The 26455-nt window shown below is 65.7% G+C and carries 24 protein-coding genes; 12 read left to right on the top strand and 12 right to left on the bottom strand.

Annotated features, from left to right (window positions below; genetic code table 11):
* Positions 1-11: 11 nt before the first annotated feature.
* Complete coding sequence (locus ACCQ09_RS20570) at positions 12-713, top strand: single stranded DNA-binding domain-containing protein (protein ID WP_228428315.1); 702 nt, start codon at positions 12-14, stop codon at positions 711-713.
* Between the two features lie 196 nt (positions 714-909).
* On the opposite strand, the gene ACCQ09_RS20565 is transcribed toward ACCQ09_RS20570, so the two are convergent.
* The 5 genes from ACCQ09_RS20565 to ACCQ09_RS20545 form a co-directional block, all read right to left on the bottom strand.
* Positions 910-1425 carry a hypothetical protein gene (locus tag ACCQ09_RS20565; RefSeq protein WP_014506181.1) on the bottom strand — a complete coding sequence of 172 codons (516 nt, stop codon included), beginning with the start codon at positions 1423-1425 and terminating at the stop codon, positions 910-912.
* A 258-nt stretch (positions 1426-1683) separates the two neighbouring features.
* Positions 1684-2622: a 2-dehydropantoate 2-reductase gene (gene panE, locus ACCQ09_RS20560; protein WP_228428314.1), complete on the bottom strand. Its 939-nt coding sequence runs from the start codon at positions 2620-2622 to the stop codon at positions 1684-1686.
* 119 nt (positions 2623-2741) lie between these two features.
* Positions 2742-3323 (bottom strand): hypothetical protein, encoded by a 582-nt coding sequence (locus ACCQ09_RS20555; protein WP_228428313.1) that lies wholly within the window; start codon positions 3321-3323, stop codon positions 2742-2744.
* A complete protein-coding gene (locus ACCQ09_RS20550; RefSeq protein WP_170873844.1) occupies positions 3323-4135 on the bottom strand; it encodes an ABC transporter permease in 813 nt (270 codons plus the stop codon). Before ACCQ09_RS20550 ends, ACCQ09_RS20555 begins: the two co-directional genes overlap by 1 nt.
* Positions 4132-5130 carry an ABC transporter ATP-binding protein gene (locus ACCQ09_RS20545; RefSeq protein WP_011039048.1) on the bottom strand — a complete coding sequence of 333 codons (999 nt, stop codon included), beginning with the start codon at positions 5128-5130 and terminating at the stop codon, positions 4132-4134. Before ACCQ09_RS20545 ends, ACCQ09_RS20550 begins: the two co-directional genes overlap by 4 nt.
* A gap of 1 nt (position 5131) precedes the next feature.
* Between ACCQ09_RS20545 and ACCQ09_RS20540 the strand changes: the two genes are divergently transcribed.
* Entirely contained in the window at positions 5132-5998 is an 867-nt protein-coding gene (locus tag ACCQ09_RS20540; protein WP_162274439.1) for a ferredoxin--NADP reductase, read from the top strand.
* A 71-nt stretch (positions 5999-6069) separates the two neighbouring features.
* On the opposite strand, the gene ACCQ09_RS20535 is transcribed toward ACCQ09_RS20540, so the two are convergent.
* The gene (locus ACCQ09_RS20535) at positions 6070-7635 is read right to left on the bottom strand and encodes a GH39 family glycosyl hydrolase (protein ID WP_228428312.1); all 1566 of its coding nucleotides are present in this window, start codon (positions 7633-7635) and stop codon (positions 6070-6072) included.
* A gap of 164 nt (positions 7636-7799) precedes the next feature.
* Entirely contained in the window at positions 7800-8789 is a 990-nt protein-coding gene (dmeF, locus tag ACCQ09_RS20530; RefSeq protein ID WP_076035788.1) for a CDF family Co(II)/Ni(II) efflux transporter DmeF, read from the bottom strand.
* 64 nt (positions 8790-8853) lie between these two features.
* On the opposite strand from dmeF, the gene ACCQ09_RS20525 reads away from it, so the two are divergent.
* The 7 genes from ACCQ09_RS20525 (at position 8854) to ACCQ09_RS20495 (ending at position 14406) form a co-directional block, all read left to right on the top strand.
* Positions 8854-9126 carry a metal/formaldehyde-sensitive transcriptional repressor gene (locus ACCQ09_RS20525; RefSeq protein WP_070693844.1) on the top strand — a complete coding sequence of 91 codons (273 nt, stop codon included), beginning with the start codon at positions 8854-8856 and terminating at the stop codon, positions 9124-9126.
* Between the two features lie 489 nt (positions 9127-9615).
* Complete coding sequence (locus ACCQ09_RS20520) at positions 9616-10203, top strand: hypothetical protein (protein WP_012439532.1); 588 nt, start codon at positions 9616-9618, stop codon at positions 10201-10203.
* Entirely contained in the window at positions 10200-10400 is a 201-nt protein-coding gene (locus tag ACCQ09_RS20515; protein WP_006449488.1) for a helix-turn-helix transcriptional regulator, read from the top strand. Before ACCQ09_RS20520 ends, ACCQ09_RS20515 begins: the two co-directional genes overlap by 4 nt.
* Before the next feature lie 66 nt (positions 10401-10466).
* Complete coding sequence (locus ACCQ09_RS20510) at positions 10467-12017, top strand: alpha/beta hydrolase (RefSeq protein ID WP_040942031.1); 1551 nt, start codon at positions 10467-10469, stop codon at positions 12015-12017.
* 31 nt (positions 12018-12048) lie between these two features.
* Positions 12049-12795: an ABC transporter ATP-binding protein gene (locus ACCQ09_RS20505; RefSeq protein WP_040942030.1), complete on the top strand. Its 747-nt coding sequence runs from the start codon at positions 12049-12051 to the stop codon at positions 12793-12795.
* The gene (locus tag ACCQ09_RS20500; RefSeq protein WP_372386262.1) at positions 12792-13985 is read left to right on the top strand and encodes an ABC transporter permease; all 1194 of its coding nucleotides are present in this window, start codon (positions 12792-12794) and stop codon (positions 13983-13985) included. The genes ACCQ09_RS20505 and ACCQ09_RS20500 overlap by 4 nt, the downstream gene beginning before the upstream one ends.
* 235 nt (positions 13986-14220) lie before the next feature.
* Complete coding sequence (locus ACCQ09_RS20495; RefSeq protein WP_228428311.1) at positions 14221-14406, top strand: hypothetical protein; 186 nt, start codon at positions 14221-14223, stop codon at positions 14404-14406.
* A 25-nt stretch (positions 14407-14431) separates the two neighbouring features.
* Here ACCQ09_RS20495 and ACCQ09_RS20490 read toward each other — a convergent pair whose 3' ends face one another.
* The 5 genes from ACCQ09_RS20490 to ACCQ09_RS20470 form a co-directional block, all read right to left on the bottom strand.
* Complete coding sequence (locus ACCQ09_RS20490; protein ID WP_011039039.1) at positions 14432-15439, bottom strand: energy transducer TonB; 1008 nt, start codon at positions 15437-15439, stop codon at positions 14432-14434.
* Between the two features lie 138 nt (positions 15440-15577).
* Positions 15578-17140 carry a tryptophan halogenase family protein gene (locus ACCQ09_RS20485; RefSeq protein WP_011039038.1) on the bottom strand — a complete coding sequence of 521 codons (1563 nt, stop codon included), beginning with the start codon at positions 17138-17140 and terminating at the stop codon, positions 15578-15580.
* A 9-nt stretch (positions 17141-17149) separates the two neighbouring features.
* Positions 17150-18163 (bottom strand): cupin-like domain-containing protein, encoded by a 1014-nt coding sequence (locus ACCQ09_RS20480; RefSeq protein WP_011039037.1) that lies wholly within the window; start codon positions 18161-18163, stop codon positions 17150-17152.
* Positions 18153-18854, bottom strand: a complete 702-nt coding sequence (locus ACCQ09_RS20475) for a SapC family protein (protein ID WP_040942027.1) — start codon at positions 18852-18854, stop codon at positions 18153-18155. Before ACCQ09_RS20475 ends, ACCQ09_RS20480 begins: the two co-directional genes overlap by 11 nt.
* Before the next feature lie 173 nt (positions 18855-19027).
* Positions 19028-22039: a TonB-dependent receptor gene (locus tag ACCQ09_RS20470; protein WP_075286301.1), complete on the bottom strand. Its 3012-nt coding sequence runs from the start codon at positions 22037-22039 to the stop codon at positions 19028-19030.
* Positions 22040-22290: 251 nt separating this feature from the next.
* Here ACCQ09_RS20470 and ACCQ09_RS20465 point away from each other — a divergent pair, with 251 nt between their 5' ends.
* The 3 genes from ACCQ09_RS20465 to ACCQ09_RS20455 all read left to right on the top strand — a co-directional run bounded on the left by ACCQ09_RS20465 (position 22291) and on the right by ACCQ09_RS20455 (position 26317).
* Entirely contained in the window at positions 22291-22980 is a 690-nt protein-coding gene (locus ACCQ09_RS20465; RefSeq protein ID WP_228428229.1) for a glutathione binding-like protein, read from the top strand.
* Between the two features lie 521 nt (positions 22981-23501).
* Positions 23502-25730 (top strand): S9 family peptidase, encoded by a 2229-nt coding sequence (locus ACCQ09_RS20460; RefSeq protein ID WP_016944591.1) that lies wholly within the window; start codon positions 23502-23504, stop codon positions 25728-25730.
* A 41-nt stretch (positions 25731-25771) separates the two neighbouring features.
* Positions 25772-26317 (top strand): cytochrome c oxidase assembly factor 1 family protein, encoded by a 546-nt coding sequence (locus tag ACCQ09_RS20455; protein ID WP_011039032.1) that lies wholly within the window; start codon positions 25772-25774, stop codon positions 26315-26317.
* Positions 26318-26455: the final 138 nt, after the last annotated feature.

The following is a 26455-nucleotide window of genomic DNA, read 5'->3' as shown; positions in this document are numbered from 1 at the left end:
GATGTCGAGTGATGCAACACCGCCACCGCGTGCGCTGGGGAGCACCCTTGCTGGTGCTCACTTTGTTGAGTGCGTGCCGCTTGCCGCTGCCGGGCGAGAGTGACCAGACCGTCGTGCCGATGGACGCGGACCGTGTGTTGATCGGTCGCGTGCAAGGCGCGGGTGCCAGCAGCCCGCTGCTGGGGCAGGAAGTCCGCATCGAAGGCATCGTGACCCGCAGCCTGGCCGGCGATGAGGACGATCTTGCGCAGGAAGTCATCGAGACGGTGGGCGAGGCTACCCGCAGCAGGCCGATCGGTTGGTTCGTGCAGGACGAAGGCGATGGCGTGGACGCCACGTCCGACGCGCTGTTCGTGCTCGACCAGGGCTACGACACCGGCATCGGGATGCCCGGCGAGAGCGAGTTCACCCTGCGCTTGGGCACCCGTGTGCGCAGCGGCGACCGCGTGCAGGTCTGGGGCGTGGTGGCCGAGGTTGCGCAGGCCATTGCTGCCGACCAGCCCCGCAGTAGTGGCCACCCGGTGGGCCGTGGCGATGCGGCAGGCAGCATCACCACGCTCAAGGCGGGATCGATCACATTGCTGTCGCCGCGCGAGCGCCGCCCACCGATCGTGCCGAGGCAGACGCCGGTGCAGCGCGGCGGCGATGAATCCAGCGAGGGAATGCGACTGTTGATACCCGCAAAGGCCACCGCTGCAACTACGCGACCTTAAACACCAACGAGGTACGGTGATGCCTTGCGACGCTGTCGTGTTGTTGCACCGAACGCCCGGAGTGACGAACACCACGTCGCACGGTGTCGCAAAACACGTGTGGAACGCCGGCAAGCACCGCACTGACCCGCGGCCGATCTAAACACCTAGCAGCCGTGCCGATCTGGCGAACGCATCGTGGCTGTAATCGCCGTGCTTACTCCTGCACTTCGTTGTCTTCGCGCTTGGTTTCGGCCATCGCTTCGGGCTCCAGCTCTTCGGCGCTGCGATTGAGTTTGACGAACACGCCCCAGGCAATCAGCAGCAGGCCGGCACAGAAGCCCACCGAGGCGGCATACGGCAACTTGGCGGGGTCGTCGTGCATCAGCTCGAAGATCGACACCAGGGTTTCGATGGCCAGCGCGATCACGATCACCACGAAGAAGCGCGACAGGTAACGACGTACGCGCGTGGGGCCGCTCACTTTGACGTCGCGCAGGATCTCTTCTTCGAAGATGGTCTGGCCCAATTCCAGCGTCACCAAGGCCACGGTGAGCAGGCCGATGGCTTCCAGCACCACGTTGAAGCGGTCGCGGACCACCATGTCGCCGCCCGGGGTGAAGCCATGCCACAGCTCCAGCGCGGCCATGCCCACCAGCCCGCAGGCGCACAGCACGAAGAACGCCAGGATCACGAAGTGACCGGCACGGAACAGGTGGCTGAGCAGTTTCATCGGAGGCGACACGGGCGAAGGGAGGCAGAGCATCGTGTGCATCGCGTCGTTACGGCGCGAAGGCAATGGCAATGCTGATCTTGAGCGCGCGCCGCGCATGGCAGCGCTTCACGTGCAGTGATGCGCAACGCCACCTCGACGTATCGACATCGACCCAGAGCGCTACAACCCTTCCCCCATCGGGGGAAGGTGCCCGCAGGGCGGATGGGGGTACGGTTTACACGCAGCCCAACAACCGCCCCGCACACCCCAACAACCTCAGCTATGCCGCAGCACCTGATACGCCTGCAGATGCACGTTGGCCGCCATCAGTAGCGGCGCGTTGCGCCCGGTCTCGCGCACGCGCTTGAGCATGTCGCCGACGATCTGCGCCGCTTCCACATCCTGCCCGGCCTCCAGGTCGCGCAGCATCGAGGCCTTCAGCGGCGAGTCCACCTGCAGCAGCGTCTGCAGCGCCTTGGCGCGCGCGGGTTCGGGAATTGGCTGGCCGGCGGCATCGGCGGCCCACAGGCATTCGTTGTACAGGCCGTTGATCAAGGCGCGGCCGTCATCGGTGGCCACAATCGCGCCCACCGGCGCACGCATCAGGCAGGTCGCCGCCGCCAACGCAGTGAGGAAGCTGTACTTGATCCACTGCTCCTGCGCGATCTGGGTGCTGGCCACATGGTCGATGCCGGCCTGCGCGCAGGCGGCGGCAAACGCCTGCACGCGTGCAGAGGCCGCCTCGCCGCTGCGCTCGCCAAACGTCAGCGAGGCCGGCTTGCCCAGGTGCAGGATTTCGCCATCGGCGCCCTTGGAGGCGCTGATGAAGCACAGCCCGCCAAGCACGCGGGCCGCACCGAAGCGTTCGTCCAGCGCCGCGTAATGGCGCAGCCCGTTGAGGATGGGCAGCACCGTGGTGTGCTCGCCGACCGCCGGTGCAATCGCCTCGATCGCGCTGTCCAGGTCGTAGGCCTTGCAGCTGAGGATCACCAGATCGAATGGCCGCTGCGCCACCAGCGCGGGCAGCGCCTGCGCGGTGACCGTGGCCACCGGCAGATCGGCATCGCCGAGGGGGCTGCGAATACGCAGGCCCTGCGCCTGCAGCTGCGCCGCACGGGCCTCGCGCACCAGGACGGTGACATCCACGCCAGCCTGCGCCAGCCGCCCGCCAAAGTAGCCGCCGGTGCCGCCGGCACCGAGGATGAGGATATGCATCAGAATCTCCGTTCAGCTTGATGTTGGAACATCTAAGACGCTCAGCTATGCTTTCGGCCGGATCGGGGATTCTCGGTCGGCATCAGGCTCTGGCGGACTCGCCGGGGCCTTTTGTTTGGTCAGTAGATCTGACTACATCTACCAACAATATGTATTGGGAAGTCAGTGCCTAGCTTTTTCAAGCTGGCCTTATTCATTTGATTAATAACTTCTTCCATGTTTCCCACGAACCGGCTGGCTTCTTGCGGCCTTGCTTGCCTAGCCCACGGCGGATCGGTGCTAGGAGTAAGTGGACTCACCCCCTTCCATGTAGCTTTCTCATCTTCGCGCGCGTAAGGCTTTGCATGAGCAACCTTGTTGCGGAAGCGGAATGCTTCATCTACCCACGCGTGCGGGATGGCCTGCATTAACATATCAAGCGCATCAACTAAGGCTAGAAATTTCTGATCTGGCGCGGTCCGCTCAAAATCCTCGATATCGACAAGCTGCGGAATCATTCGACGTTCGTGTAGCGCATGACCGAGCTGGTTGAAGTAGGCCTCCAAAGCAAAGCAGCACATCATCATGGCGCCCAGCGCGAACTGGTTAGGTTGTTCCTCTGCGGCATCTCCGCTTCTTTCAAGGAAATTACGCGCTGCGTTCGCGAGAAGCGCGTGCGAATAACCTTCCATGCTTTGCGTCACATGCTTTCTATTCACCATCAGCTCCGCAAACCCACGCCACGCCGCAGCAGCCACAGCGCCAACGCGCTCAGCACCGCGACAAAGCCGAGCATCAGCGCGTAGGCCACCCAGATCGGCACGTCGGAGCTGCCGAGCAGGCCGTAGCGGAATGCGTTGACCATGTAGAAGATCGGGTTGGCGTGGGTGGCGGCTTCGGCCCAGCCGGGCAGCAGCTTCACCGAATAGAACACGCCGCCCAGGTAGGTCAGCGGGGTCAGGATGAAGGTGGGCACGATGGCCACGTCGTCGAACTTCTTGGCGTACACCGCGTTGACGAAGCCGGCCAGCGAGAAGATCGTCGCGCCCAGCAGCACCGTGGTCAGCGTCACCAGCGGGTGCGGGATGCGCACCGGGGTGAAGAACATGGCGATGATCAGCACCAACGCGCCCACCATCACTCCGCGCAGCACCGCGCCTGCCACGTAGCCCCACAGGATCACCCAGTTGGGCATCGGGCTGACCAGCAGTTCTTCCACGTGGCGGCCGAACTTGGCGCCGAAGAAGCTCGAGGAAATGTTGCCGTAGCTGTTTTGGATCACGCTCATCATCACCAGGCCCGGCACGATGAACTGCATGTACGTGTAGCCGCCCATGTCGCCCACGCGCGAGCCGATCAGCCCGCCGAAGATCAAAAAGTACAGCGTCATGGTGATAGCCGGCGGCACCAGGGTCTGGCCCCAGATGCGCAGGATGCGCTGCACTTCGCGGCGCACGATGGTGCCCAGTGCAACCCAGTTGCGCTGGCGGGAGGTAGCGGGAACAGCGGACATCGAAGGCTCCGGGGAACTCATGGGTGACCTGCCGGGCGCACGGGCGCCGCTGCAGCAGGGGGCGTGGCAACGGTGGTGTCGCCAGGCCCGGTCAGACGGACGAACAATTCTTCCAGCCGGTTGCTCTTGGTGCGCATCGAGCGCACCCGGATGCCGGCATCGCCCAGGGTAGCGAACACGCGGTTGAGGTCCATCGCGCGCGGCATGTCCAGATCCAGCGTATGGCCGTCGATTGCGGTGAGCGTGGTGCCTTCGATCACCGGAAGCTGCGCCGGCAACTCACCATCGATATCGAACAGGAAGCCTTCCACGTCGAGCTTGGCCAGCAGCTCGCGCATCGGGCCCTGGGTGACGATCTGGCCGTGGTTGATGATGGCCAGGTTGCGGCACAGGTGCTCGGCCTCTTCCAGGTAGTGGGTGGTCAGGATGATCGTGGTGCCGGCGGCATTGATCTCCTTGAGCACGCGCCACATGTCGCGGCGGATCTCGATGTCCACACCGGCGGTGGGCTCGTCCAGGATCAGCAGCCGCGGCTGGGTCATCATGGCGCGGGCGATCATCAGGCGGCGCTTCATGCCGCCGGAGAGCGTGCGGCTCATCACCTGCGCCTTTTCCCACAGATGCGCGCGGCGCAGCTCGGCCTCCGCCAGGGCGGCAGCCTGCTCGCGCGGCATGCCGTAGAAACCGGCGTAGTTGACCAGGATGTCGAAGGGCTTTTCGAACAGGTTGAAGTTCACTTCCTGCGGGACCAGGCCGATCAGCCGCATCGCATCGCTGCGGTGGCGGACCAGATCGGTGCCGAAGACCTCGACCTGGCCCTGCGAGAGGTTCACCAGCGAGCTGATGATGCCGATCAGGGTGGACTTGCCCGCCCCGTTGGGGCCGAGCAGGGCGAAAAAGTCGCCAGGCGCCACGTCCAGCGACACGCCCTTGAGCGCCTCGGTGCCGTTGTCGTAGGTCTTGCGCAGGTCGCACACGCGCAGGGCGGGTGCCGCGGTCGGAGATGGGGAATTCAAGATGGTCCTTCGCGTCAGCGTGACGGCGCAGCGAGTTGCAGCCGCTATTATAGAAGCCCGTGGGGGTTCGCCCCGATCACAGACTGTCCTAAATCCGTTCGTGCCCGTTCAATTCCCCCTCAAGCTTGTCGACAGGCGCATGCTCGCGCCCACCGTGGCCCACTGCCAGTTCCTGCGTGATGACGGGCAGCCGCTGGATTTCCAGCCCGGGCAGTTCATTCAGATCCATTTCCAGTACGCCGATGGCACCGATGCCAAGCGCAGCTATTCGCTGGCGACCATCCACGACCACGCGCTGGGACCGGGCGAGGCGGTGGAGATCGCGGTGAGTTTCGTGCCCGGCGGCTCGGCCACCGCGCTGTTCGAAGGCCTGGAGATTGGCGACCAGCTGCAGGCCAGCGGCCCCTACGGCAAGTTCTGCCTGCTGCCGGGCGACCACAACCGGCGCTACCTGCTGATCGCCACCGGCACCGGGGTGACGCCGTATCGCTCGATGCTGCCGCTGCTGGCCGAGGCAATCGCCAGCCGGGGGCTGGAGGTGGTGCTGCTGCAAGGCGCACGCACGCCCGCCGAGCTGCTGTACGGCGATGACTTCCGCGCATTTGCCGATGCGCATCCGCAGTTCCGCTACGTGCCGTGCTTCTCACGCGCTCTGCCCGAACAGCCGCATGCCGACGTACGGCATGGCTACGTGCAGCAACATCTGGCCGAGTTCGCGCCGGCGGCCGATGGCGACATCGCCTACCTGTGCGGCAACCCGGACATGGTGGACACCTGCGCGGTGGCGCTGCGCGAGGCCGGCCTGCCGAATGCACAGATCCGCCGCGAGAAATACGTGAGCTCATCACCGCCCAAGCCTGCGGCTTGAGCGCGGTGCGTTGAGGCGGCCGCCTGCAACGTGTGTGCGCGCGCAGCGCCAGGGCAGGAAGGCGGCAACGCTCAGCGCGTTGCCGGTTCCAGCGTCAGCAGCACCACATCGTTGCTGCGCATCGGCACCGTAACCGCAACCGCACCGTCGGCGCCCACGCGCACGCGGCGGTCCTGCTCGGGCGCATCGCGCGTGGCCTGCTGCAGTTGGATCAGCTGGTCTGCAGCAAGTTGCTTGGGCATGCCCATGTCGATGTAGAGCGACAGCGGGTCATTGCGGCGGTAGCCGGTCTTGCGCACCTGCAGCCGATAGGTGCCCGCCGGCACATGCGCCAACCGGAACACGATTGCCTTGCTGTCGCTCGCCGGCACCTGGCGGGTATAAAACGGCGTATTGCTCACCGCCTGCACCGGCTGCTGCCAATCCCAGGCCACCGCGGCAATGCGCTTGCCGTCCACTGCGGCAAGCGTGTGCGCATCGTCCACCGCAAGGCTGCGCCCCTGCAGGGCATTCAAATACTTGTAAGCGAACCAGGCCGGCTTGCGGATGCCTTCGCGGTTCATCAGCCCCAAGCCGCCGTGGAAGGGCGTCGGCGGCGGGCCGGGCTCTTCGAACAAGTCGGTATAGGTCCAGTAGCTCATGCCATGCACCAGGCCCTGCACCTGCTTGAGTTTGGTCAGGATGTACGGCGCGCTGATGTAGCTGTCGTGGACGAAATCGCGCGGCGTGTAGCTGCTGCTCCACTCGGTGAAAAACAGCGGCAGATCCGGATAGGGCGAGGCCTGGATCTGCGCACGCACGCGCCGTACATCGCCCACGATGGCCTCGGGCGAGGCGGAGAGCTTGGTGTCCTGCTTGCCGTCTTCATCGAGAAACCCGCCATCCACGCCATAGGTGTGGGTGGTGACGAAGTCGATCGGCAACGTGTTTTTTTGCACGAAGGCCAGCAGCTCCGGCACCCACGCCGCGCCGGCGGTGGAAGGCCCGCCCACGCGCAGCTGCGGGTCGATGGCCTTGATGGTGCGCGCGGTGTTGGCGTACAGAGCGAAGTAGGCCTGCTGGTCGGCGTTCTCCCAGAAGTCCTTCAGATTGGGCTCGTTCCATACTTCGAAATACCACTGGCGGACTTCATCCGCGCCGTAACGTGCGCGAATGTGGCGCACGTATGCATCGATCAGCTGCGTCCACTTGGCCGGGTCCGGATGCGAGGTGTTGCCCTTCCAGTAGAACAGGGTCTGCTCGGAGGTCTTCATCGCGGTCGGGGTGAAACCCAGTTCGACGAATGGGCGGATCTTCTTGGCCAGCAGTGCGTCGTAGAGTTTGTCCAGCTGCGTCCAGTCGTACACGAGCGTGCCGTCGACCTCCTTGACCGTGCCGAGCACGTCATGGAACACGTCGTGGAAGCAGATATAGCGAAAGCCCAGTTCCTGCACTGCGGGCACCAGATGCGCCTGGGTGTCGTCGCGGATCAAGGTGCCGGGAAAATCCGAGACGACCGACAGCGCATAGAACCGATCCACTGGTGCGCCGGCGCTGGCGATGTCCAACTGGATCTCACGTTGCGCGGCGGGTTGCGCCGAGGCCGCGGTTGCCAGGCAACATGCCAGCGTGGTGGCTAGTAACAGGGTCAAGCGCATCGCGACTCCCGAGCATGAGTGATGCGCAAGCGTAGCGCACTCGTGCACGTGTGACCGATGCGCTGCGCACTGCTGCGCCCGCTGAAAAGCGCGCTCAAGCGCACGCTGCATGGCGGTGGGCGATGCACTGCTGCCGTGCGTGATCGCACGGCGCATTACGCGTCTTACACCGCTGCAGAAGCGCCCTCGGGGCGCTGCACTTCCACCGTGATGTGCACCAGTTCTTCGTGGATCTGTAGCGCCGCGCGGATGGCTTCTGCGGCGACGGTGGCTTCGGTGACGAGGCTGATCAGACAGGCGTAGCGGTCTGTGCCGATGCGCCACACATGCAGGTCGGCAATGCGTGCGGCGTAGGGCAGTGCAGCGATCACCTCGCGGATTTCCTCCACCACCGGCGCATCCATCTCCGCATCCAGCAACACCCGGCCGGTGCTGCGCAACAGCCCCCAGGCCCATACGGTGACCAGCACCGCACCAACGATGCCCATGAGCGGATCCATCCAGGTCACGCCCCAGCGCATGCCGACCACCAGCGCCACGATCGCCAGCACCGAGGTGGCTGCATCCGCCACCACGTGCAGATACGCCGCGCGCAGGTTCAGATCGCTGTGGCCGTGCGTGTGCGCGTGGCCATGTGGTCCATGTCCGTGCGCATGTCCATACCCATGCGCGTGATCATGGTGATGCGCATGGCCATGCGAATCGCGCAGCCACCACGCACAGATCAGATTGACCAGCAGGCCGACGACCGCGATCGCGGTGGCTTCCGGGTAATGCACCGGTTTGGGCGAGACCAGCCGCTCCACCGACTGGAAGGCCATCAACCCGGCCACACCCAACAGCAGGATTGCGCTGGAGTAGCCGCCCAGCACTTCGACTTTCCAGGTGCCGAACGCGAAGCGCCCGTCGCGGGTGTGGCGGCGCGCGAATGCGTAGGCGAACAACGCCAAGCCCAGTGCCAGCGCATGCGAGCTCATATGCCAGCCGTCGGCAAGCAGGGCCATGGAGTTGAGCACCCAACCGCCCACGATCTCCACCACCATCATCAGCGCGGTCAGCACGACCGCCTTGCGGGTGCTGCGCTCGGCAAGCGGGTTGCCACCCACAAAGGCCTGCGGTTGCGCACAGTGCGGGAGGGGCGGGGTGTTCGACATGGGCGAGGCGGCCTGACTAAGATACCCCCCGATGGTATCCGAAATACCCCTGGGGGGTATCTGCATGGCGCATCTAACTCAGGACAAATCCAAGCTGCTCGCGCGGGTCCGCAAGATTCGCGGGCAGGTCGAGGCGCTGGAGAAAGCGCTGGCGCAGGATGTGGAATGCACCGCCTTGCTGACCCAGGTCGCCGCCTTCCGCGGTGCTGCGCAAGGCCTGATGGTGGAGCTGCTGACCGAGCACCTGCAGCACCATGTCGCTGCACCGGACGCGCGCGGCACGCGCGAGCAGGCCGTGGACGAGGTGGCGGCGATTCTCAAGACGTATTTGAAGTAGCGCGGCGCGCGCTGCATGCACCGATTGAAGCGTTGCATGCAATCGCGTGGCCGCGAACAACGACTCATCAATCGCATCGCTGCCGGCACGCGCGCTGCGGCGCTGGGGCAGAAGGTTTTGACTCGGCGGCTCCGGAGATATTCCCTCGTCTTCGGGACGTCACGATCGCCTCGAAGCCGCTCCCACGTCGAATTCGTGCATGCCCGGACCCGCAACGCTCAGCTCTGGCGCGTGCTCCACCAATCCGTGATCCATGGCAGCCAGGACGCCCATGCGCCGCCTGCCGAGCCGCGCAACATGTAAAGGACGCTTGACAGTCCGCCCGGTGCCGCGCATTGTGCCTGTCAAGTGAACTTGACAGGCATGTCGCATGCATCAGCACCTCCCACCGCACTGGGCGTCAGTGCCTCCGGCAGCACCGCGTCGCCGCAACCACGCGCACGCTGATGCACTGCAATTGCACGCAACATCCGGAAAGGCGCAACGCGCATGAGCGGCTGCAAACGCAGTGCACTGGTGGCGTTGGGCATCAGCCTGAGCTTGCTCGGCGGCGGTGCACTTGGGTATTGGCGGGTGCTGCCGCTGGGCCAGTATCTGATTGGCCTGTGCGTCGGTATGGGGGCGGCGGGCCTGTTGATGGCGCTGATGCTGTGGCTGTCACCCGGCGGCATGCGCGACAGTGCACTGCCGGCGCTGGCGCGGCGTTACTACCGTGAATTCGGCATCCCGATGCTGTTGTACGTGGCGGTCATGCTGTGCTGGCCAACGCTGCTGGCGCGCGTGGGGCCGCACTGGGCGCGCACGCTCATTGCGTTGTTGCCTGCGCTGTTGTTGATGCTGGTGATCCGTGCGGTGGCGCGCTTCGTGCGTGATTCGGACGAGATGCAGCGGCGGATCGAACTGGAATCGATCGCCATCGCTGCCGGGCTGGTGAGTGCTGCGTACATGACCGGCGGGTTCCTGCAGGCGGCGCAGTTGATCGACATCCCGGCCACGGTCGCGATGTTGTGGGTGTTCCCGGTCCTGTGCGCCACCTACGGCATCACCAAAGGCGTCAACGCGCGCCGCTATCAATGAACAGCCGCGTGCGGGAACTGCGCGAGGCCAGTGGCTGGTCGCAAGGGGAGTTGGGCGAACGGCTGGGCGTGTCGCGGCAAACGATCAACGCACTGGAGACCGGCAAGTACGATCCCAGCCTGCCGTTGGCGTTTCGCATCGCGCGTCTGTTTGGGGAATCGATCGAGCACGTCTTCCTGTTTGAAGACGGGCAGTAGCCGCAACGGTCACGTCGGGCCGGATGCAGCGTCACAGGACCATGGATCACACGGAGAGCAGCGGGAATGGCAAAGCACGTTAGGACAATAACGCTGGTGCTTGCGCTGGCAGTGGCGCTGGGCGGCTGCCAGCGCGCGGGCGAGGGCGCCGTGGCGGCCACGGGCAAGGGGCAGGCCGCGTCCACCACGATGGCGGGCAATGCCTACGGCCGCCTGCAGTTTTCGCCATGCACGCTCAGCTCCGGCAGCGCCGCCGGCAACATCGAGGCGCAGTGCGCACAGTTGCAGGTACCGGAAAATCCGGCCGCGCCGAACGGGCGCAAGCTCGCGCTCAAGATCGCCTGGCTGGAAAGTGATGCAGGCGCCAGCCACGCGCCGGACCCGGTGTTCTTCATCGCCGGCGGGCCCGGGCAATCGGCTACGCAGGTGGCGGCGATCGTCGACATGGGCCTGCGCGAAGTGCGCAAGCAACGCGACATCTTTCTGGTCGATCAGCGCGGCACCGGCGGCTCGCATCCGCTGGAATGCCGCGATGCGGACGGCACGCCGCTGGTGCTGGAAAACGACAGTGCCGCCACCTCCGAGCAGCTGAGCGCCTATGCGGCGCGCTGTGCTGCAGGGCTGCGCAACGATGCCGACCCGCGCTATTTCACCACCAGCGAAGCCATCGGCGATCTGGATGCGGTACGTGAGGCGCTGGGCGCGCAACAGATCAACCTGATCGGCGGCTCCTACGGCACGCGCGTCGCGCAGCAGTACGCGGCGCGCTACCCGCAGCACACCCGCACCGTGGTGCTCGATGGCGTGGCCCCCAACGATCTGGTCATTGGCGGCGAATTTGCGCGCACCTTTGAAGACGCGATCGCGTTGCAGACCACCCAATGCAAGGCGCAGCCAGCCTGCGCCAAGCGCTTCCCGGTGGACACGCGCACCCAGCTGCGCCAGGTGGTGGAGCGCCTGCGCCAGGCGCCGGCACCGGTGGATTACCGCGACCCACGCACCGGTGAACTGCATCACCAGGAGGTCAACGCCGATACCGTAGCCGGCCTGGCGTTCGGGTTTTCGTATGCGCCGGAAACCGCCTCGCTGCTGCCGCTGGTGCTGGACGAAGCCGCTGCGGGGCGCTACGCGTCGTTGATGGCGCTGGCGCAGATGAGCGGCTCGGACATGGCCGACCAGATGAATCGCCCGATGCAGTGGTCGGTGCTGTGCAGCGAAGATGCGGGGCGCTATCGCGCGCCGGCTGCGCAGGACGACACCTTGCTGGGCGCGCAGGTGGCGGAGATGTTCTTCGCAGCATGCAAGACATGGCCGTCCAAGCCCACTCCGGCGGCGGCATTTGCGCCATTCCGCTCCACGCTGCCGGTGCTGCTGTTATCCGGCCAGCTCGATCCGGTGACCCCGCCGCGCTACGCCGCACGTGTGCTGCAAGGTCTGCCCAACGGCCGGCATCTGATCGCGCCCGGGCAGAGCCACGGTGTGTTCCGGCTGGGCTGCATGCCCAAGGTGCTGGGGCAATTCCTGCAGACCGCCGATGCCAAGGGCCTGGACGCGCGCTGCGTGGACAGCCTGACCGATGTGCCCGCGTTTACCTCGTTCAACGGATGGGAACCATGAGCCGCACCGACCACGCCACGGAGGCGCACGCATGATCGTCGTCGACAGCTTGCACAAATCGTTCAAGACCAAGACCGGCTTGGTGAAGGCGGTCAACGGGGTCAGCTTCAACGCCGCCGATGGCCAGATCACCGGCTTGCTCGGTCCCAATGGTGCCGGCAAGACCACCACCTTGCGCATGCTCTACACCTTGATGACGCCCGACCAGGGCAGCGTCCGCGTGGATGGCGTCGATGCCGCGCACGACCCGGTCGCGGTACGCCGCGCGCTGGGCGTGCTGCCGGATGCGCGCGGCGTGTACAGGCGCTTGAGCGCACGCGAGAACATCGCCTACTTCGGCCAATTGCATGGCATGTCGCGCACGCAGATTGCCGAGCGCACGCGCCTGCTGTCGCATGCACTGGACATGGACGACATCCTGGACCGGCAGACCGAAGGTTTCAGCCAGGGCCAGCGCACCAAGACCGCGATTGCGCGCGCGCTGGTGCACGACCCGCGCAACGTCATCCTGGACGAACCCACCAACGGGCTGGACGTGATGACCACGCGCGCGATGCGCGGCTTCCTGCAGCAACTGCGCGCCGAAGGGCGCTGCGTGATCTTCTCCAGCCACATCATGCAAGAGGTGGCGGCGCTGTGCGATCGCATCGTCATCATTGCCAAGGGCACCGTGGTGGCCGCCGGCACCGCCGATGAACTGCGCGCGGCCACCGGCGAAGACAACCTGGAAGACGCCTTCGTCAAGGCGATCGGTTCGGACGAGGGACTGCACGCATGAGCAAGATGTCATTTTTCGCCACGTTGGGCACCGTGCTGCGCAAGGAACTGCGCGACATCGGCCGCGACCGCCGCACCCTGGCACTGGCCTTGTTATTGTCGCCGTTGCTGTATCCGATCCTGATCCTGGGCATGGGCGCGCTCAGCGAAAGCCGCGTGCGCACGCAGACCGACAAGCCGCTGGACATCCCGGTGCTTGGCCGCGAGCACGCGCCCAATCTGGTGCGCTTTCTCGCTGCGCAAGGGCTCAACGCAGTGGACGCGCCGGCCGATCTGACCGCCGCCATCCGCGACCAGGACGTAGACGTGGCGCTGCGCATCAGCGTGCACTACGCCGACGACTGGCGTGCCGGGCGGCCGGCGCTGGTGGAGATCATCAAGGACAGCACGCGCCGCGAAGCCGACGTGCCGGCGATGCGCCTGCAGGCCGTTCTCAGCGGCTACAGCCAGCAAGTGGGTGCGTTGCGTCTGCTGGCGCGCGGGATCGATGCGCAGGTGGCGCGGCCGCTGGAGATCGCCGCGCAGGACCTGGCCACCGCCGAGGCCAAGCGCGGGCAGATGATGGCGATGCTGTTGCCGGTGCTGCTGGTGATCACCTCGTTCCTGGGCGGCGCGTCGTTGATCCTGGACGCCACCGCCGGCGAACGCGAACGGCAGTCGCTGGAACCGCTGCTGGCCACGCCCGCGCCTCGCAGTGCGATCGTCAGCGGCAAGATCGCCGCGGCCTGCGTGATCGGCATGGTGTCGCTGTTGCTGACGTTGCTGGCCTTCAAACTCAGCGCGCAGTTGTCCAGCTCCAACCTGGGGCGCCAGCTCAACGTGGGCTTCGTGCCGATCCTGCAGATGCTCTTCATCCTGGTGCCGATGCTGTTCATCGGTACCTCGCTGCTGACCTATCTGGCCGCGGCTGCGAAAAGCATGAAAGAGGCGCAGGCGCACATGACCTGGCTGCTGCTGCTACCAATGCTGCCCGGTTATGCGCTGATGGCGTACCCGCTGAAGACGCAGCTGTGGCATTTCGCAGTGCCGTTCCTGGCGCAGAACCAGATGTTGCTGAAGGTGATCCGCCACGAACAGATCACGCTGCAGACCTGGGCGGTGTACCTGCTGGCCGGGTTCGGTCTGGCGGGGGTGCTGTGGTACGCCGCGGTGCGCCGATATCACCAGGAGCGGCTGGCGATTTCGGGCTGATGTTCCTTCTCCCGTCGGGAGAAGGTGGCGCGCAGCGCCGGATGAGCGTACGGGTTGTTGGTGCGAATGCCTGTTACAGATGTTGATGTTGAATGATTGAACGTTGCTGTTGCCGATGCAGTTCGTGATGTCCAATCTGCCGCCGTACCCTCACCCCAACCCCTCTCCCGCAGGAGAGGGGCTTTAATCCTTCTCCCCTCGGGAGAAGGTGCCCGAAGGGTGGATGAGGGTACGGATGGCCAGCCAACAAAAAGCCCGCATCGCTGCGGGTTTTTTGTTGGGCGCCTGGTATTTGCCAGAAGTGCAGTGCATCAATCGTCAGCAACCATCAACCATCAACCATCAACCATCAACCATCAACCATCAACCATCAGCCATTGGCCATCAACAACGACCAACGTACCAACTCAGCCGCGCGTAGCCCCTGTGAGTACCCAGCCACTCACTCAGCCGCCCGGGTTGAACGACAGTGTGCGGCGGGTGGTCACCGGCGCGGCCACCGGCTCGAAGCGCCAGCGCTTCACGGCGTTGAGGGCTTCACGGTCGAACACGCGTGGCGGGTTGGCACGCAGCACGCGCGAGGCGGTGATCGAGCCATCGGTGCCCACGGTGATCTCCACCAGCACTTCGCCGGAGGTACCGGCGCGCAGGGCTTCGGGGGGATAACGCGGGGCCGGGGTGCTGATCGGGCGCAGCGACGCGGCCGCCGGGGCGGCGGCTGCAGCGGCCGGCGCCGGGCGTGGCGCGGCGGGCGTGGGCGCCGGCTCGGCCGGGCGCTTGGCGGCGGCCTGGCGTTCGGCTTCGGCCGCCTGCTGGCGCGCTGTTTCCTGCTGGGCGGCAATCTGCTGGGCCGCAGCGGCCTCGCGCGATTGCTGCTCGGCCAGGCGCTTCTGCTCGGCGGCCTGCTTGGCCTTGTCTTCGACCAGCTTCTTGGCCTGTTCGGCGTCCTGCTCGGTGCGATTGGCGGCGGTCTTCATGCCGGCTTCCAGGCCGCTCTTCAGACGCGGCAGCGCCGGTGCCCTGGGGTCGACCTTTTCGATCAGCGCGATCAGCCGTTGCGCTTCGGGGAACTCCTCACGGCTGATGCCTTGTTCGGCGGCGATCAGCGTGTACGGCATCAGGTCGGTCAGCGCGCTGTTGACGGTAGCGTCCTGCGGCTGCTTCTCGCGCAGCGCCAGGTAATACTCCACCGCGTTGTCGCCGGCCGGGGCGTACATGCGGTTGTCCTGCAGCGCCTTGGTGGCCGATTCGCGCAGCTGATCGGCTGCCATCGACTGCACCTGCGGGGAGACCGCAGTGGCTGCCGTAGGTGCCGGCGCGGTGGCCGGTGCCGCTGGCGTGGTGCCCGCGGTGGCGGCAGGTTTTTCTTCCTGCTTGGAGCAGGCGGCCAGGCCAACCAGCAAAATGACCGGCGCGATCCGGCGTGCCATACGGCCCTGTGTCAGATCCAACATGCGTCCCCCTTACCCCGAGTGCGAAAGATAACGTTGCTGCGGTGAGCGCCGGCCCTTGTTCCCGCAAGGGTCGGCAATGCCGCAATCTAGCATTGCTGGGGCGGTCTAAGCCAAGGGTTGCCGAGATGCCCGCGAAATTCAGGCAGCCGGTGCGGCCAGCGGCGTGCCCGGTGCCGGCTGTGGCATGGGCGCGGGCGGTGCCGGGGCCGGGCAATAGCGGCGCAGGAACTCGGCATGCGGCGGCAGGCGGGCCAGGGTGGCTTCCACGCGCTGGCGGATGCCCTCCAGGAACTGGCTCAGCTCGGCATCGCCCATCAGGTCGGCCACCGGGTGGTGGTGCCGCGGCACGATGCCCTGGCCCAGCATCACCTGGATCCATGAATTCTCCGCGAACAACTCATTGCCCTGGTGGAACACGCGCCCGCTCTGGCGGAACAGCTCCATGCGGTGGCGCAGGCTGTCGGGGATCTCCATGCTCGCGCAATCGCGCCAGAACGCCGTGTCGCGGCGGTCGGTGGCGTGGTAATGCAGGATCACGAAATCGCGGATATGCGCGATCTCCTCGGCTGCCTGTCGGTTGTATTCGGCGATGTCCACCGGGTCGATGACCTGCGGGAAGGTCTGCAGCAGGCGGACGATGCCGCGCTGGATCAGATGGATGTTGGTGGACTCGATCGGCTCCAGAAAGCCGCTGGCCAGGCCTAGCGCCACGCAGTTCTTTTCCCACACGCGATGGCGCTGGTTGGGGGTGAAGCGCAATGCCCGCGGGGTGGTGAGTGCGCGGCCCTGCAGGTTGTGTTCCAGCACCTGGGCGGCGCTGTCCTGGTCCGTGTAGCGGCTGGAATACACGATGCCGTTGCCCACCCGGTGCTGCAGCGGAATGCGCCACATCCAGCCGGCGCGATCGGCGCGCGCGCGGGTGAAGGTCACTGGCGCGCCCACCGATTCGGTCTGCACGGCCAGCGCGCTGTCGGCGAACAACCAGCGCGACCAGTCCTCGCTGCCCACGCCCAGCGTCTGGCCGATCAGCAGCGCGCGAAAGCCGGTGCAATCCAGGAACAGGTCGCCCTCGATGCGGGTGCCGTCGTCCAGCACCAGGGCGGCGATGTCGCCGCTGTGCGCGTCGGTCTGCACGCTGCCGATGCGGCCTTCGATGCGCTGCACGCCGAAGCCTTCGCTGAAGCGGCGCAGGAAGCGCGCGTACAGCCCGGCGTCCAGGTGATAGGCGTAGTTCATGCCGCCGTTGGGCAGATGCGCAAAGCGGCCTTCCTGCGCGGCCCGCAGCTCCAGGCAGTAGTCGCCGAAGTCGCGCGCCACGCCGCGTGCGCGCGCCTTCAGCCAGAAGTGCTGAAAGCCCGCGCTCCAGTGATCGGTGCCGGTGTGACCAAAGGAATGGATGTAGTGGCGGTCCACATCGCGCCAATGTTCGAAGGCGATGCCGACCTTGAAGGTGGCCTGGGTGGCGGCCATGAACTGCGCTTCGTCGATCTCCAGCAGCCGGTGGAAGGTCACCAGGCTGGGAATGGTGGCCTCGCCCACGCCCACGGTGCCGATCTCGTCCGATTCCACCAGGGTGATTTGCAACTGCCGGCCGAGCAGCTTGGACAGCGCGGCGGCGGCCATCCAGCCGGCAGTACCGCCACCGGCAATGACCACGCGGCGGACCAGGCGTTGCGACTCGGAGGGGGCAGGGGCGTGCATGGGAAATCCTCAGCGATTCAAGCGTTGCAGCAGGCGTGCGCGCAGGGCGCGGGCGCGGGCGTCGTCCATCGGGGCGAGCACACCGCGCGCGGCCTCGGGCAGATGTGCGGCGGTGTCGGCATCGGCGTCGAATACATAGTGGCGGAACACTTCCTGCCAGGTGGCGCGTTGTTCGGCCGGCAGGTCGCGGATGGTGAGCAGCGCCAGCATCAGCGCGTTCATTGGCGAATCCATGTAGGCCGGACTTTGCCGCCACCAGAAATTGACCAGCACGTTGAAGCCGTCCAGTGCCTGGATGTGGTGCCACCACATGCTGGGCATGAACACCGCATCGCCCGGTTCCAGGTCGGCCACCAATGCGTGCTCCAGCGCCTGCGCATAGCGCGGGAAGCGCTCCAGGTCCGGCGCGGTGATATCCACCAGGCTGACCGGCTGGCCGGCCGGGGTGAGATCCAGCGGGCCGATGTAGAGATTGGCCAGCTGCTCCGGCGGAAACAGCGTGAAGCGGCGGCGCCCGGCCACCACGCAGGCGAGGTTGTCGGGCAGGTCCTGGTGAGCGGCAATGCGGGTGCGATTGCCGATCCAGATGCTGGCCAGCGGCTCGGCCTGCGGCAGGGTGATGGGGTTGTCCGCGCGCAGGCCGGGCAGGTAGGTGTCCAGCGTGGTGGAGCCCACGTAGATCGCCGGCGGCTGCGCAACCTCCAGATCGCGCAGCAGGGTCTCCAGCACCACCGCCAGCGGCACCCGCTCGGGCCGGAAGTTGAAGCCGCTCATGTCGGCGTTGTAGAAGAACCGCCCCGCGATCTCCGGTGGCCCGACCTGCGCCACCACCGCCTCGCCGCGGTCGAACCTGCGCAGGTACTGGGCGGCGGCCTGCGCAGACTGCGCGCCGGCGCGGGCCAGCGGCCAGTCGCGCACCAGCCCGCGCAACACAAGCGGCGTGGTCGAGCGCAGCAGTGCCGGATCCAGTTGCAGTGGATCCAGCCCGTGCACTTCGGGGATGGGGCGCGGCTCAGCCGGCATGGCGGCGGTTCATGCGGTCCAGCAGGTGGCGGAACTGCGCGATCGAGGCCACCGCCATATACAGCGGTTCCAGATCGCCATGCTTGTGCAGGCTGAGCAGTGCTTCGTCACCCAGCGCGCGTAGGCGCTCTTCGTGCACCGCATACAGGCCGGCAAGCCGGCATTCCACGCCGTTGTCCAGCGTGGCCTCGAACACGAACGGTTCCAGCAGGTCGTGCGCCAGCACGCGGCTCATGAAGTCCCGCGTGGCATGCAGCCCGTCATGCAGCGTGCGCAGCACCTGGCTGATGCGCTCCAGAAACTCAGTGGTGCCACCGTGCTCGCGGAACAGCGGCTCGCCTTCGGCGGTGCTGATGCGCGGGCTGTCCAGATCCACATGCACCATCGGCCCGTCGGGCTGCTGGCCGATCAAAAACGGTTGGCGCTGGATCGCCAGTGGCACATACGGCGCATCCCAGCGCGCGCCGTCCAGGAACAGGTTTTCGCCCATGCGCAGGCCCAGCAGGGACAGCGGCTGGAACTGCCCATCGGCATCGCGATGGAACACGATCGGGTATTGCGCCTGAAGTTGGCGAAATTCCAGCGGAAAAGTGGCGGCCGACATCACGTTGTCGCCATAGGCGGCGCCGTGTGTGGTGATCACGCGCAGGTCGCGGTGATCGAGATTGTTCAACAGCACGGGATCGGTCATGGGGAATGGCACAGCACGCGGGGCGCGTGGCCCATGCTTCAACGAATCGCCGTGCGACGGCAAGCCCCATGGCGCAACGCCGCAGGGCCGGCCGCAACGGCCATGTACGTTTCCCGCCAGCCAGGCTGCCGGGAAACGCATTGGATCAACACAGCAATCGCATCAGAACCGCATCACCAGAACTTGTAGCGCACGCCCAGCATGTAGCGCGGGCCGGTCTGGGTGGCATAGACGATCTGGTTCGACTGCCTGCCGTGCTGGCGCTGCACCTCGTCGGTGAGGTTGATCGCCTCTAGGCTCAGCGACAGGTTCTCGGTCCACTGGTAGCCGATGCTCAGATCCAGCTGGCCATAGGCTTCGGTATAGACCGGATTGGGCTGGCCGCTGCCATCGAAGCGTGCGGCCAGGAACTCGTCGCGCCAGTTGTAGGCCGCACGCACCTGCCACTTGTCCCGGTCGTAGAAGCCCACCACGTTGGCCGAATCGCTCAGGCCTTCCAGCGCGAACTGCTCGCCGATCACATAGTTGTCGTAGGTCAGGCCCGAGTCGACCATGGTGTAGTTGGCCGAGACGCCGAACCCGCTGTCGCCGAACATGTGCTGCAGGTTGAATTCCCAACCGTCCAGCGACGCCGAGCGCTGGTTGGCCGGCGCGGTGATGGCGAAGTTGGCCACCGGGTCGCCGGGCTGGCCGCTGATCACGCCGGTGGCATTGCCGTTGGCATCGGCCCCGCGTACCACGCCGGGCGCGCCGCCGCGGTTGCGGAAGATGTAGTTGCGGATGCAGGTCAGGTCGGCCGAGGCGCAGCCGTTGCCCAGTGCTTCGTTCCAGTACGCGCCGCCAATCGGGGTGTTCAATCCCAGCGAGGTGTCGTTGCGCGTGGTCACGCCGATGTAGTTGTCGATGTTCTTGCGGAAGAAGCCCACCGAGGCGTAGCTGGCATCGCTGTAGTACCACTCCAGCGAGAAATCGATGTTGTGCGAGAGCAGCGGCTTCAGGCCGGGATTGCCTTCCTGGCCGGTGCCGCCTTCTACGCGCGCGATCTCGCTAAGCGTCTGCCCGCCCTGGATATCGCCCCAGCCGGGCCGGCCGATGGTTTCGCCGTAGCTGGCGCGCAGCACCAGGTCGTCGGTGAGCTTGAAGCTCAGGTCCAGGCTGGGCAGCCAGTATTCGTACTTGCCGCTGCCGCTGGCAAACGCCGAGTTGGCCACACGGATCGGCAACTCGTTGTTGGCGACCCAGTCGATGCCCACTGCCACCGGCACCAGTGCCTGCGCGTCCACCTTGGTTTCTTCGTAACGCACACCGGCGGCCAGGCTGATCGGCACGCGCAGATCGTCCCAGCTGTTGTTCCACTGCAGGTAGGCGTTCTTGGATTTTTCGGTCACGCGGCGGTCGGTGGTGAACACCGGCGAGATGCGGTACAGCGCATCGTCGCCGGCCACTTGCGCGGCGGCCTGACGTGCGCGTTCGAAGTCGAACAGGAACAGCTGGTTGAACTGCGGCGGGTTGCCGCTGCCGTCGATCGCATCGAAATACTGCGCAAACGAACTGGGAATCCACAGATCGTCCGGATAATCGGCTGCGGTGCCGTTGCCGCCCCAGGTATCGCGCTGCACGTTGGAGAACGCCGAGCGGTTCTTGACCTCGGTGCTGCCGATACCGAACTTCAACTGCGAATAGTTTTCGAAGGTGAAGTCGCCGTTGACCTGCGCCTGGTCGATCTCCGACTTCATGTAGCTGTTGCGGAACGCCGAGCCGGTGACCAGCGTGCGCGAGGGGTCCAGCCCGTTCAGGCCAAAGCCCAACTGCTGCTGCAACACCGGAAAATCCTTGCTGAAATCCACCACCGAGGTACCACGGTAGAAGCCGGACACGCCCAACGAATTGCTAGAACCGTACGGGCTATCTGCACCGGCTTCGGCCGTGGAGCGGTGGATATCGAAGTTGAGCTTGAACTGATCGTTCACCGCCCAATCCACGTTGAAGCCCAGCGACTTGTTCTGGTTGCGCGTGGCCGCATTGGAGCCGGCGGTGGCCAGATCGCTGGTGGCCGGATTGACGATTTCCGAATAGGTCACCGGGCCGGCGACCGGACCATTGGTCCAGGCGCTGGCCGAAGGCCCATAGTTGAACCACACCGACATTTCATTACGCTGCTGCTGGATCTTGTTTTCCGAGTACGTGTAATCCAGCGTGGTGGTGATGTTGTCCAGTGGCTTGTACTGCAGCACCAGCTGCCCGTTGGTACGTTGGCGTTCGACGCCGACCACGCGGTAGTTGAGGTTCTGCGGCACCGAGTAGATGTCGTTCGGGCCCGGGCGGTTGGTGATGTTTTCCGAGCCCGGCGCACCCGGCTGCGGGATGGTGCCGTAGGCCGTGGAATCGCCGCGGAACGAACGCCAGCCATTGGGCACGCCGACCTGGCTGTAGCCGAAGTCGCGTTCCTGGTAGCTGCCGCTCAGCGACACGCCAAAGCGTCCATCGGCCGAGGTGGTGCTGAAGATGCCGGAGATTTCCGGCGTCAGCGCATCGCCCTGCAGACGGCCAGGCAGGTTCTCGTTGGACGCATCGTGCACGCCCTTCAGCCCCACATTGGCATGCATGCCCGGGTTGTCCAGCGGCCGGGCGGTCTTGATGTTGATGGTGGCGCCGATGCCGCCGGTGGGCGTGCTGGCGCGGCTGGTCTTGAACACCTCGATGCCGGAAATCGACTCGGACGCCAGATTGGCGAAGTCGAACGCACGCGAGTTGGAGGCATTGGATTCTTCGATGCTGGCGCCGGGCATCTGCCGGCCGTTCAACAGCACCAGGTTGAAGTCCGGGCCGACGCCACGCACGGTGACGCGCGAGCCTTCGCCCAGCGAGCGGTCGATCGACACACCGCTGATGCGCTGCAGCGACTCGGCCAGGTTGGTGTCGGGGAACTTGCCGATGTCTTCGGCCACGATGCCGTCGACGATGCCCTGCGCATCGCGCTTGACGTTCATCGACGAGGTGAGGCTGCCGCGGATGCCGCTGACCTGCACGGTATCGAGCGTGGCGGGGTCGGCCTGGCTGGAGCCGGGGACGGTCGAGGCCGACTGCGGCGCCGGCGCGGTTTGCGCGGCCAGCGGTGCGGACAGTGCAAACAGCAAGGCAGACGTCAGGCGTCGCGTACGCGGCAAGGTGCGTGGCTCTCTCACGGTGTTTCTTCCCCAAATGAACAAAACGCCGGTCCGAGCTGGACAGGCAAGGTTAATTAAGCAGTCGTGCATTTGTTAGCGCGGCTCTTAACAAGTCAACTTGCACTGCAGCATCGGCCGCGAGCCAATCGCGTCACACATCGTTCCAGCCTGCGCGGCATTGATCACCGTTGCCTGGCTACGCTTGGCCGTACCATCGGACGTTGCCGGCGCGCCGCTGCGTGCGTATTCCTTCCGAACTGGAGCATCTGATGATCGACCTGTACTACTGGCCCACCCCCAATGGCCACAAGGTCGCCTTGTTTCTGGAAGAGGCCGGGCTGGCGTACACGCTCAAGCCGGTCAATATCGGCAAGAGCGCCCAGTTCGAGCCGGCCTTCCTGCAGATTTCGCCCAACAACAAGATGCCGGCCATCGTGGACCACGCACCGGCCGGCGGTGGCGCGCCGCTGAGCGTGTTCGAGTCCGGCGCGATCCTGCTGTACCTGGCCGAGAAGACCGGGCGCTTTCTGCCGCGCGACGCACGCGGCCGCATCGCGGCGCTGGAATGGCTGTTCTGGCAGATGGGCGGGCTGGGCCCGATGAGCGGCCAGATGGGCCACTTCACTGTCTATGCGCCGGAAAAGATTCCCTACGCGATCGAACGCTACAACGCCGAGGTGCGCCGGCTGCATGGCGTGCTCGACAAGCGCCTGGCCGAGCACGCGTTCCTGGCCGGCCCGGAATACGGCATCGCCGACATGGCCAGCTACCCGTGGATCGAAGTGTATGGCGACCTCAAGCCGGACTATGCCGCGTTCCCTCATGTGAAGCGCTGGCACGACGCCATCGCCGCACGCCCGGCCGCCCAGCGCGCGTACGCGTTGAAGGACAAGGTCAACCCGGATGCCGGCAAGCCGCTGAGCGAGGAAGAGCGCAAGCACCTGTTCGGCAAGCGCTGAGGCAAAGCGGTAGGAGCGGTCGCGCAACAGGACATGCGGCGAGAGCGGCGACTGTTGCAACTGCGCAGCAAGAATCAGCGTAAAACCGCATCAGCAAGTAACAAAGACAAGCAGCAACAGCAAGTAGCAACAGCAAGCAACAACAGCAAGCAGCATCAGGGGTTGGCAGCGGCACGCGCATACATCAGCCGCGCACGACACAACCCGGCAGCTCTAGCCCCTCTCCCCCCGGGAGAGGGGTTGGGGTGAGGGTACGCAAGTGGCGCCAGACCCACCGCTCCCGCAACGTGCGCCGCATGAAAAAAGCGCGCCCCTCATCGGCAGCGCGCCAATTGCAGCCACCAGCCCACAGGCACCCCTGCTCGCCGGAAAGCAGCGCAACCACAACACCCCAGCACCACGCTGCAGCACTCGCGCACCGCCGCATACACAGCCCCTCATCGCACACACGCACCACCACCGTGCTTCTCAAATACTCCACGCGCCCGCATCCTTTGCGCTATCCCAAGACAGGATCTTCGATGCGCGCCCTGTTCGCCGCCCTTGCCCTCATGCTCAGCACCGTCCCCATGGCCCACGCCGAAAAACTCACTCTGGAGGCCATCACCGGCCCGTTGCCGTTGTCTGGCCCGACGCTGATGAAGCCCAAGGTCGCGCCTGATGGTTCGCGGGTGACCTTCCTGCGCGGAAAGGACAGCGACCGTAACCAGTTGGACCTGTGGGAATACGACATCGCCAGTGGCCAGACCCGGCTGCTGGTGGATTCCAAGGTGGTGCTGCCCGGCACCGAGACCCTGAGCGATGCCGAAAAAGCCCGCCGCGAGCGCCAACGCATCGCGGCCTTCGCCGGCATTGTCGATTACCAATGGGCGCCGGATGCGCACGCGCTGCTGTTCCCGCTGGGCGGCGAGCTGTATCTGTACGACTTGCGCAAGACCGGCAGCGCCGCGGTGCGCCAACTCACGCATGGCGAAGGTTTCGCCACCGATGCCAAGCTCTCGCCCAAGGGCGGTTTTGTGAGCTTCGTGCGGGCGCGCAATCTGTGGGTGATCGATCTTGCCAGCGGCAAACAGCTGCAGCTGACCCGCGATGGCAGCGACACCATCGGCAATGGCGTGGCCGAATTCGTCGCCGACGAAGAAATGGATCGCCACACCGGGTACTGGTGGGCACCGGACGATTCGGCGATCGCCTTCGCGCGTATCGATGAATCCGCCGTGCCCATCCAGAAGCGCCCGGAGGTCTACGCCGACCACACCGAGGTGATCGACCAGCGCTATCCGCAAGCCGGCCAACCGAATGTCACCGTGCAGCTCGGCGTGATCGTGCCGCGCGCGTCAGCAACGCCGCAGTGGATCGACCTCGGCAAGCAAGCGGACATCTACCTGGCGCGGGTGGACTGGCGCGATGCGCAGCGGCTGACCTTCCAGCGCCAGTCACGCGACCAGAAAACCCTGCAGCTGATCGAAGCCACGCTGGCCAGCGGCAAGCAGCGTGTGCTGATCACCGAGACCTCGCCAACCTGGGTGCCGCTCACCAACGATCTGCGCTTTCTCAAGGACGGCCGCTTTCTCTGGAACTCCGAGCGCAGCGGCTACGAGCACCTGTACGTTGCCTCTGAGGACGGCACCACGCTCACGCCGCTGACCTCCGGCGCCTGGGTGGTGGATGCATTGCTGGCGGTCGATGAGCAGGCTGGCCTGGTGTACTTCGCCGGCAGCAAGGACTCGCCGACGCAAACCCACATCTACGCGGTGGCACTGGGCGGCGGCGCCATCGAAAAACGCTCGGCATCCAACGGCACGCATGCGGCCAGCTTCGCCAACAACGCCAGCGTGTATGTGGATACGTGGTCCAACACCACCACGCCGCCGCAGATCGAACTGTTTCGCGCCAATGGCGAAAAGATCGCCACCTTGTTGCAGAACGATGTGGCCGACCCGCAGCATCCCTATGCCAAATACCGCCAGGCGCAGCGCCCGGTGGAATTCGGCACGCTCACTGCCGCCGATGGCAGCACGCCGTTGCACTACCGGCTGATCAAGCCGGCCGGTTTCGACCCGTCAAAACGCTATCCGGTCGTAGTGTATGTCTACGGCGGCCCGGCCGCGCAGACCGTGGTCGATGCCTGGCCCGGTCGTGGCGATGCGCTGTTCGATCAATACCTGGCGCAGCGTGGCTACGTGGTGTTTTCGCTGGACAACCGCGGCACCCCGCGGCGTGGCCGCGCGTTCGGTGGCGCGCTGTACGGCAAGCAGGGCACGGTGGAAGTGGACGACCAGTTGCAGGGCGTGGCGTGGTTGAAAGCGCAACGCTGGGTGGACGCGGCACGCATCGGCGTGCAGGGCTGGTCCAACGGCGGTTACATGACCTTGATGCTGCTGGCCAAGCACAGCGAGGCGTATGCCTGCGGGGTGGCGGGCGCACCGGTCACCGATTGGGGCCTGTACGACACCCATTACACCGAGCGCTACATGGACCTGCCTGCCGGCAACGCGGCCGGTTATCGCGAGGCACGCATCGCCACCCACCTGGATGGCCTGCGCGCCAAGCTGCTGCTGATCCACGGCATGGCCGACGACAATGTGCTGTTCACCAACTCCACCGCGCTGATGAGCGGCCTGCAACAACGCGGCACGCCATTCGAACTGATGACCTATCCCGGCGCCAAGCATGGGTTGTCGGGCAAGACCGCATTGCATCGCTACAAGACGGCAGAAGCGTTCCTGGCGCGTTGCCTGCAGCCCTGAGCACGCCGCCCCACGTTCGCCGTCGATAAGGAGCTCTGCGCATGTCCATGCCCCCATCGCTGCCGCATTCCGCAACACCGTCGCCACCGGCGAGGCGCGGCTGGTGGTCACGGCATTGGAAATGGGCGGTGCCGCTGCTGGCGCTGCTGTTGATCGTGGTCCTGGCCGTCTCCATCGGCGCGCTCGTGGCAGGCATCGCGCGCGTCATGAAATCGACCGAACCCTACCGTGTCGGCGTGTTGACGGCGCAACACGATCCGCGCGTTGCCACCGTACTCGGTGCGCCGATCGAAGACGGCTTCCTCCCCAGCGGCAACATCGCGACCAGCGGTGGTGGCGGACACGCCACCCTCAGCGTGTCGCTGCACGGAGCACGTGGCAACGGCACCCTGTATATCGAAGCCGAGCGCCATGCCGGGCAATGGCACTACACCAGCGTGCAGGTGGTTCCGGACGTCGGCGACACGATCGCATTGCTGGACGCCGTCACGGCTGCCGCCGGCCGGCCACGCGCGACCGATGCCGGGACTGATCCGGATATTGAAACGACCGACACTGTCGCGCCAGGAAAAGAACAACATCGGTAACGCGCGCTAGGCGCTCAGCGACGCACCTAGCCGTAGCGGTTCACATTTTGGTAGCGACGCTGCACGTTGTGACGGCGCACTGCATCTCACCCCACGGCCGCGGCCGCCGCCTGATCCGAGTTCGCCGGCCGTGACCTC

It is taken from the genome of Xanthomonas sp. NCPPB 2586 (assembly GCF_041475775.2).
Classification (GTDB): domain Bacteria; phylum Pseudomonadota; class Gammaproteobacteria; order Xanthomonadales; family Xanthomonadaceae; genus Xanthomonas; species Xanthomonas campestris.
The sequence above is the reverse complement of the archived record's forward strand: the minus strand, read 5'-3'. Positions and strand labels throughout refer to the sequence as shown.

Excerpts from the sequence above, each read along its gene's own strand:
- ACCQ09_RS20570 (WP_228428315.1), top strand. The coding sequence starts at position 12 with ATGCAACACCGCCACCGCGTGCGCTGGGGAGCACCCTTGCTGGTGCTC.
- ACCQ09_RS20565 (WP_014506181.1), bottom strand. The coding sequence starts at position 1,425 with ATGAAACTGCTCAGCCACCTGTTCCGTGCCGGTCACTTCGTGATCCTG.
- panE (WP_228428314.1), bottom strand. The coding sequence starts at position 2,622 with ATGCATATCCTCATCCTCGGTGCCGGCGGCACCGGCGGCTACTTTGGC.
- ACCQ09_RS20555 (WP_228428313.1), bottom strand. The coding sequence starts at position 3,323 with ATGGTGAATAGAAAGCATGTGACGCAAAGCATGGAAGGTTATTCGCAC.
- ACCQ09_RS20550 (WP_170873844.1), bottom strand. The coding sequence starts at position 4,135 with ATGAGTTCCCCGGAGCCTTCGATGTCCGCTGTTCCCGCTACCTCCCGC.
- ACCQ09_RS20540 (WP_162274439.1), top strand. The coding sequence starts at position 5,132 with ATGGTCCTTCGCGTCAGCGTGACGGCGCAGCGAGTTGCAGCCGCTATT.
- ACCQ09_RS20535 (WP_228428312.1), bottom strand. The coding sequence starts at position 7,635 with ATGCGCTTGACCCTGTTACTAGCCACCACGCTGGCATGTTGCCTGGCA.
- dmeF (WP_076035788.1), bottom strand. The coding sequence starts at position 8,789 with ATGTCGAACACCCCGCCCCTCCCGCACTGTGCGCAACCGCAGGCCTTT.
- ACCQ09_RS20525 (WP_070693844.1), top strand. The coding sequence starts at position 8,854 with ATGGCGCATCTAACTCAGGACAAATCCAAGCTGCTCGCGCGGGTCCGC.
- ACCQ09_RS20520 (WP_012439532.1), top strand. The coding sequence starts at position 9,616 with ATGAGCGGCTGCAAACGCAGTGCACTGGTGGCGTTGGGCATCAGCCTG.
- ACCQ09_RS20515 (WP_006449488.1), top strand. The coding sequence starts at position 10,200 with ATGAACAGCCGCGTGCGGGAACTGCGCGAGGCCAGTGGCTGGTCGCAA.
- ACCQ09_RS20510 (WP_040942031.1), top strand. The coding sequence starts at position 10,467 with ATGGCAAAGCACGTTAGGACAATAACGCTGGTGCTTGCGCTGGCAGTG.
- ACCQ09_RS20505 (WP_040942030.1), top strand. The coding sequence starts at position 12,049 with ATGATCGTCGTCGACAGCTTGCACAAATCGTTCAAGACCAAGACCGGC.
- ACCQ09_RS20500 (WP_372386262.1), top strand. The coding sequence starts at position 12,792 with ATGAGCAAGATGTCATTTTTCGCCACGTTGGGCACCGTGCTGCGCAAG.
- ACCQ09_RS20495 (WP_228428311.1), top strand. The coding sequence starts at position 14,221 with ATGGCCAGCCAACAAAAAGCCCGCATCGCTGCGGGTTTTTTGTTGGGC.
- ACCQ09_RS20490 (WP_011039039.1), bottom strand. The coding sequence starts at position 15,439 with ATGTTGGATCTGACACAGGGCCGTATGGCACGCCGGATCGCGCCGGTC.
- ACCQ09_RS20485 (WP_011039038.1), bottom strand. The coding sequence starts at position 17,140 with ATGCACGCCCCTGCCCCCTCCGAGTCGCAACGCCTGGTCCGCCGCGTG.
- ACCQ09_RS20480 (WP_011039037.1), bottom strand. The coding sequence starts at position 18,163 with ATGCCGGCTGAGCCGCGCCCCATCCCCGAAGTGCACGGGCTGGATCCA.
- ACCQ09_RS20475 (WP_040942027.1), bottom strand. The coding sequence starts at position 18,854 with ATGACCGATCCCGTGCTGTTGAACAATCTCGATCACCGCGACCTGCGC.
- ACCQ09_RS20465 (WP_228428229.1), top strand. The coding sequence starts at position 22,291 with ATGATCGACCTGTACTACTGGCCCACCCCCAATGGCCACAAGGTCGCC.
- ACCQ09_RS20460 (WP_016944591.1), top strand. The coding sequence starts at position 23,502 with ATGCGCGCCCTGTTCGCCGCCCTTGCCCTCATGCTCAGCACCGTCCCC.
- ACCQ09_RS20455 (WP_011039032.1), top strand. The coding sequence starts at position 25,772 with ATGTCCATGCCCCCATCGCTGCCGCATTCCGCAACACCGTCGCCACCG.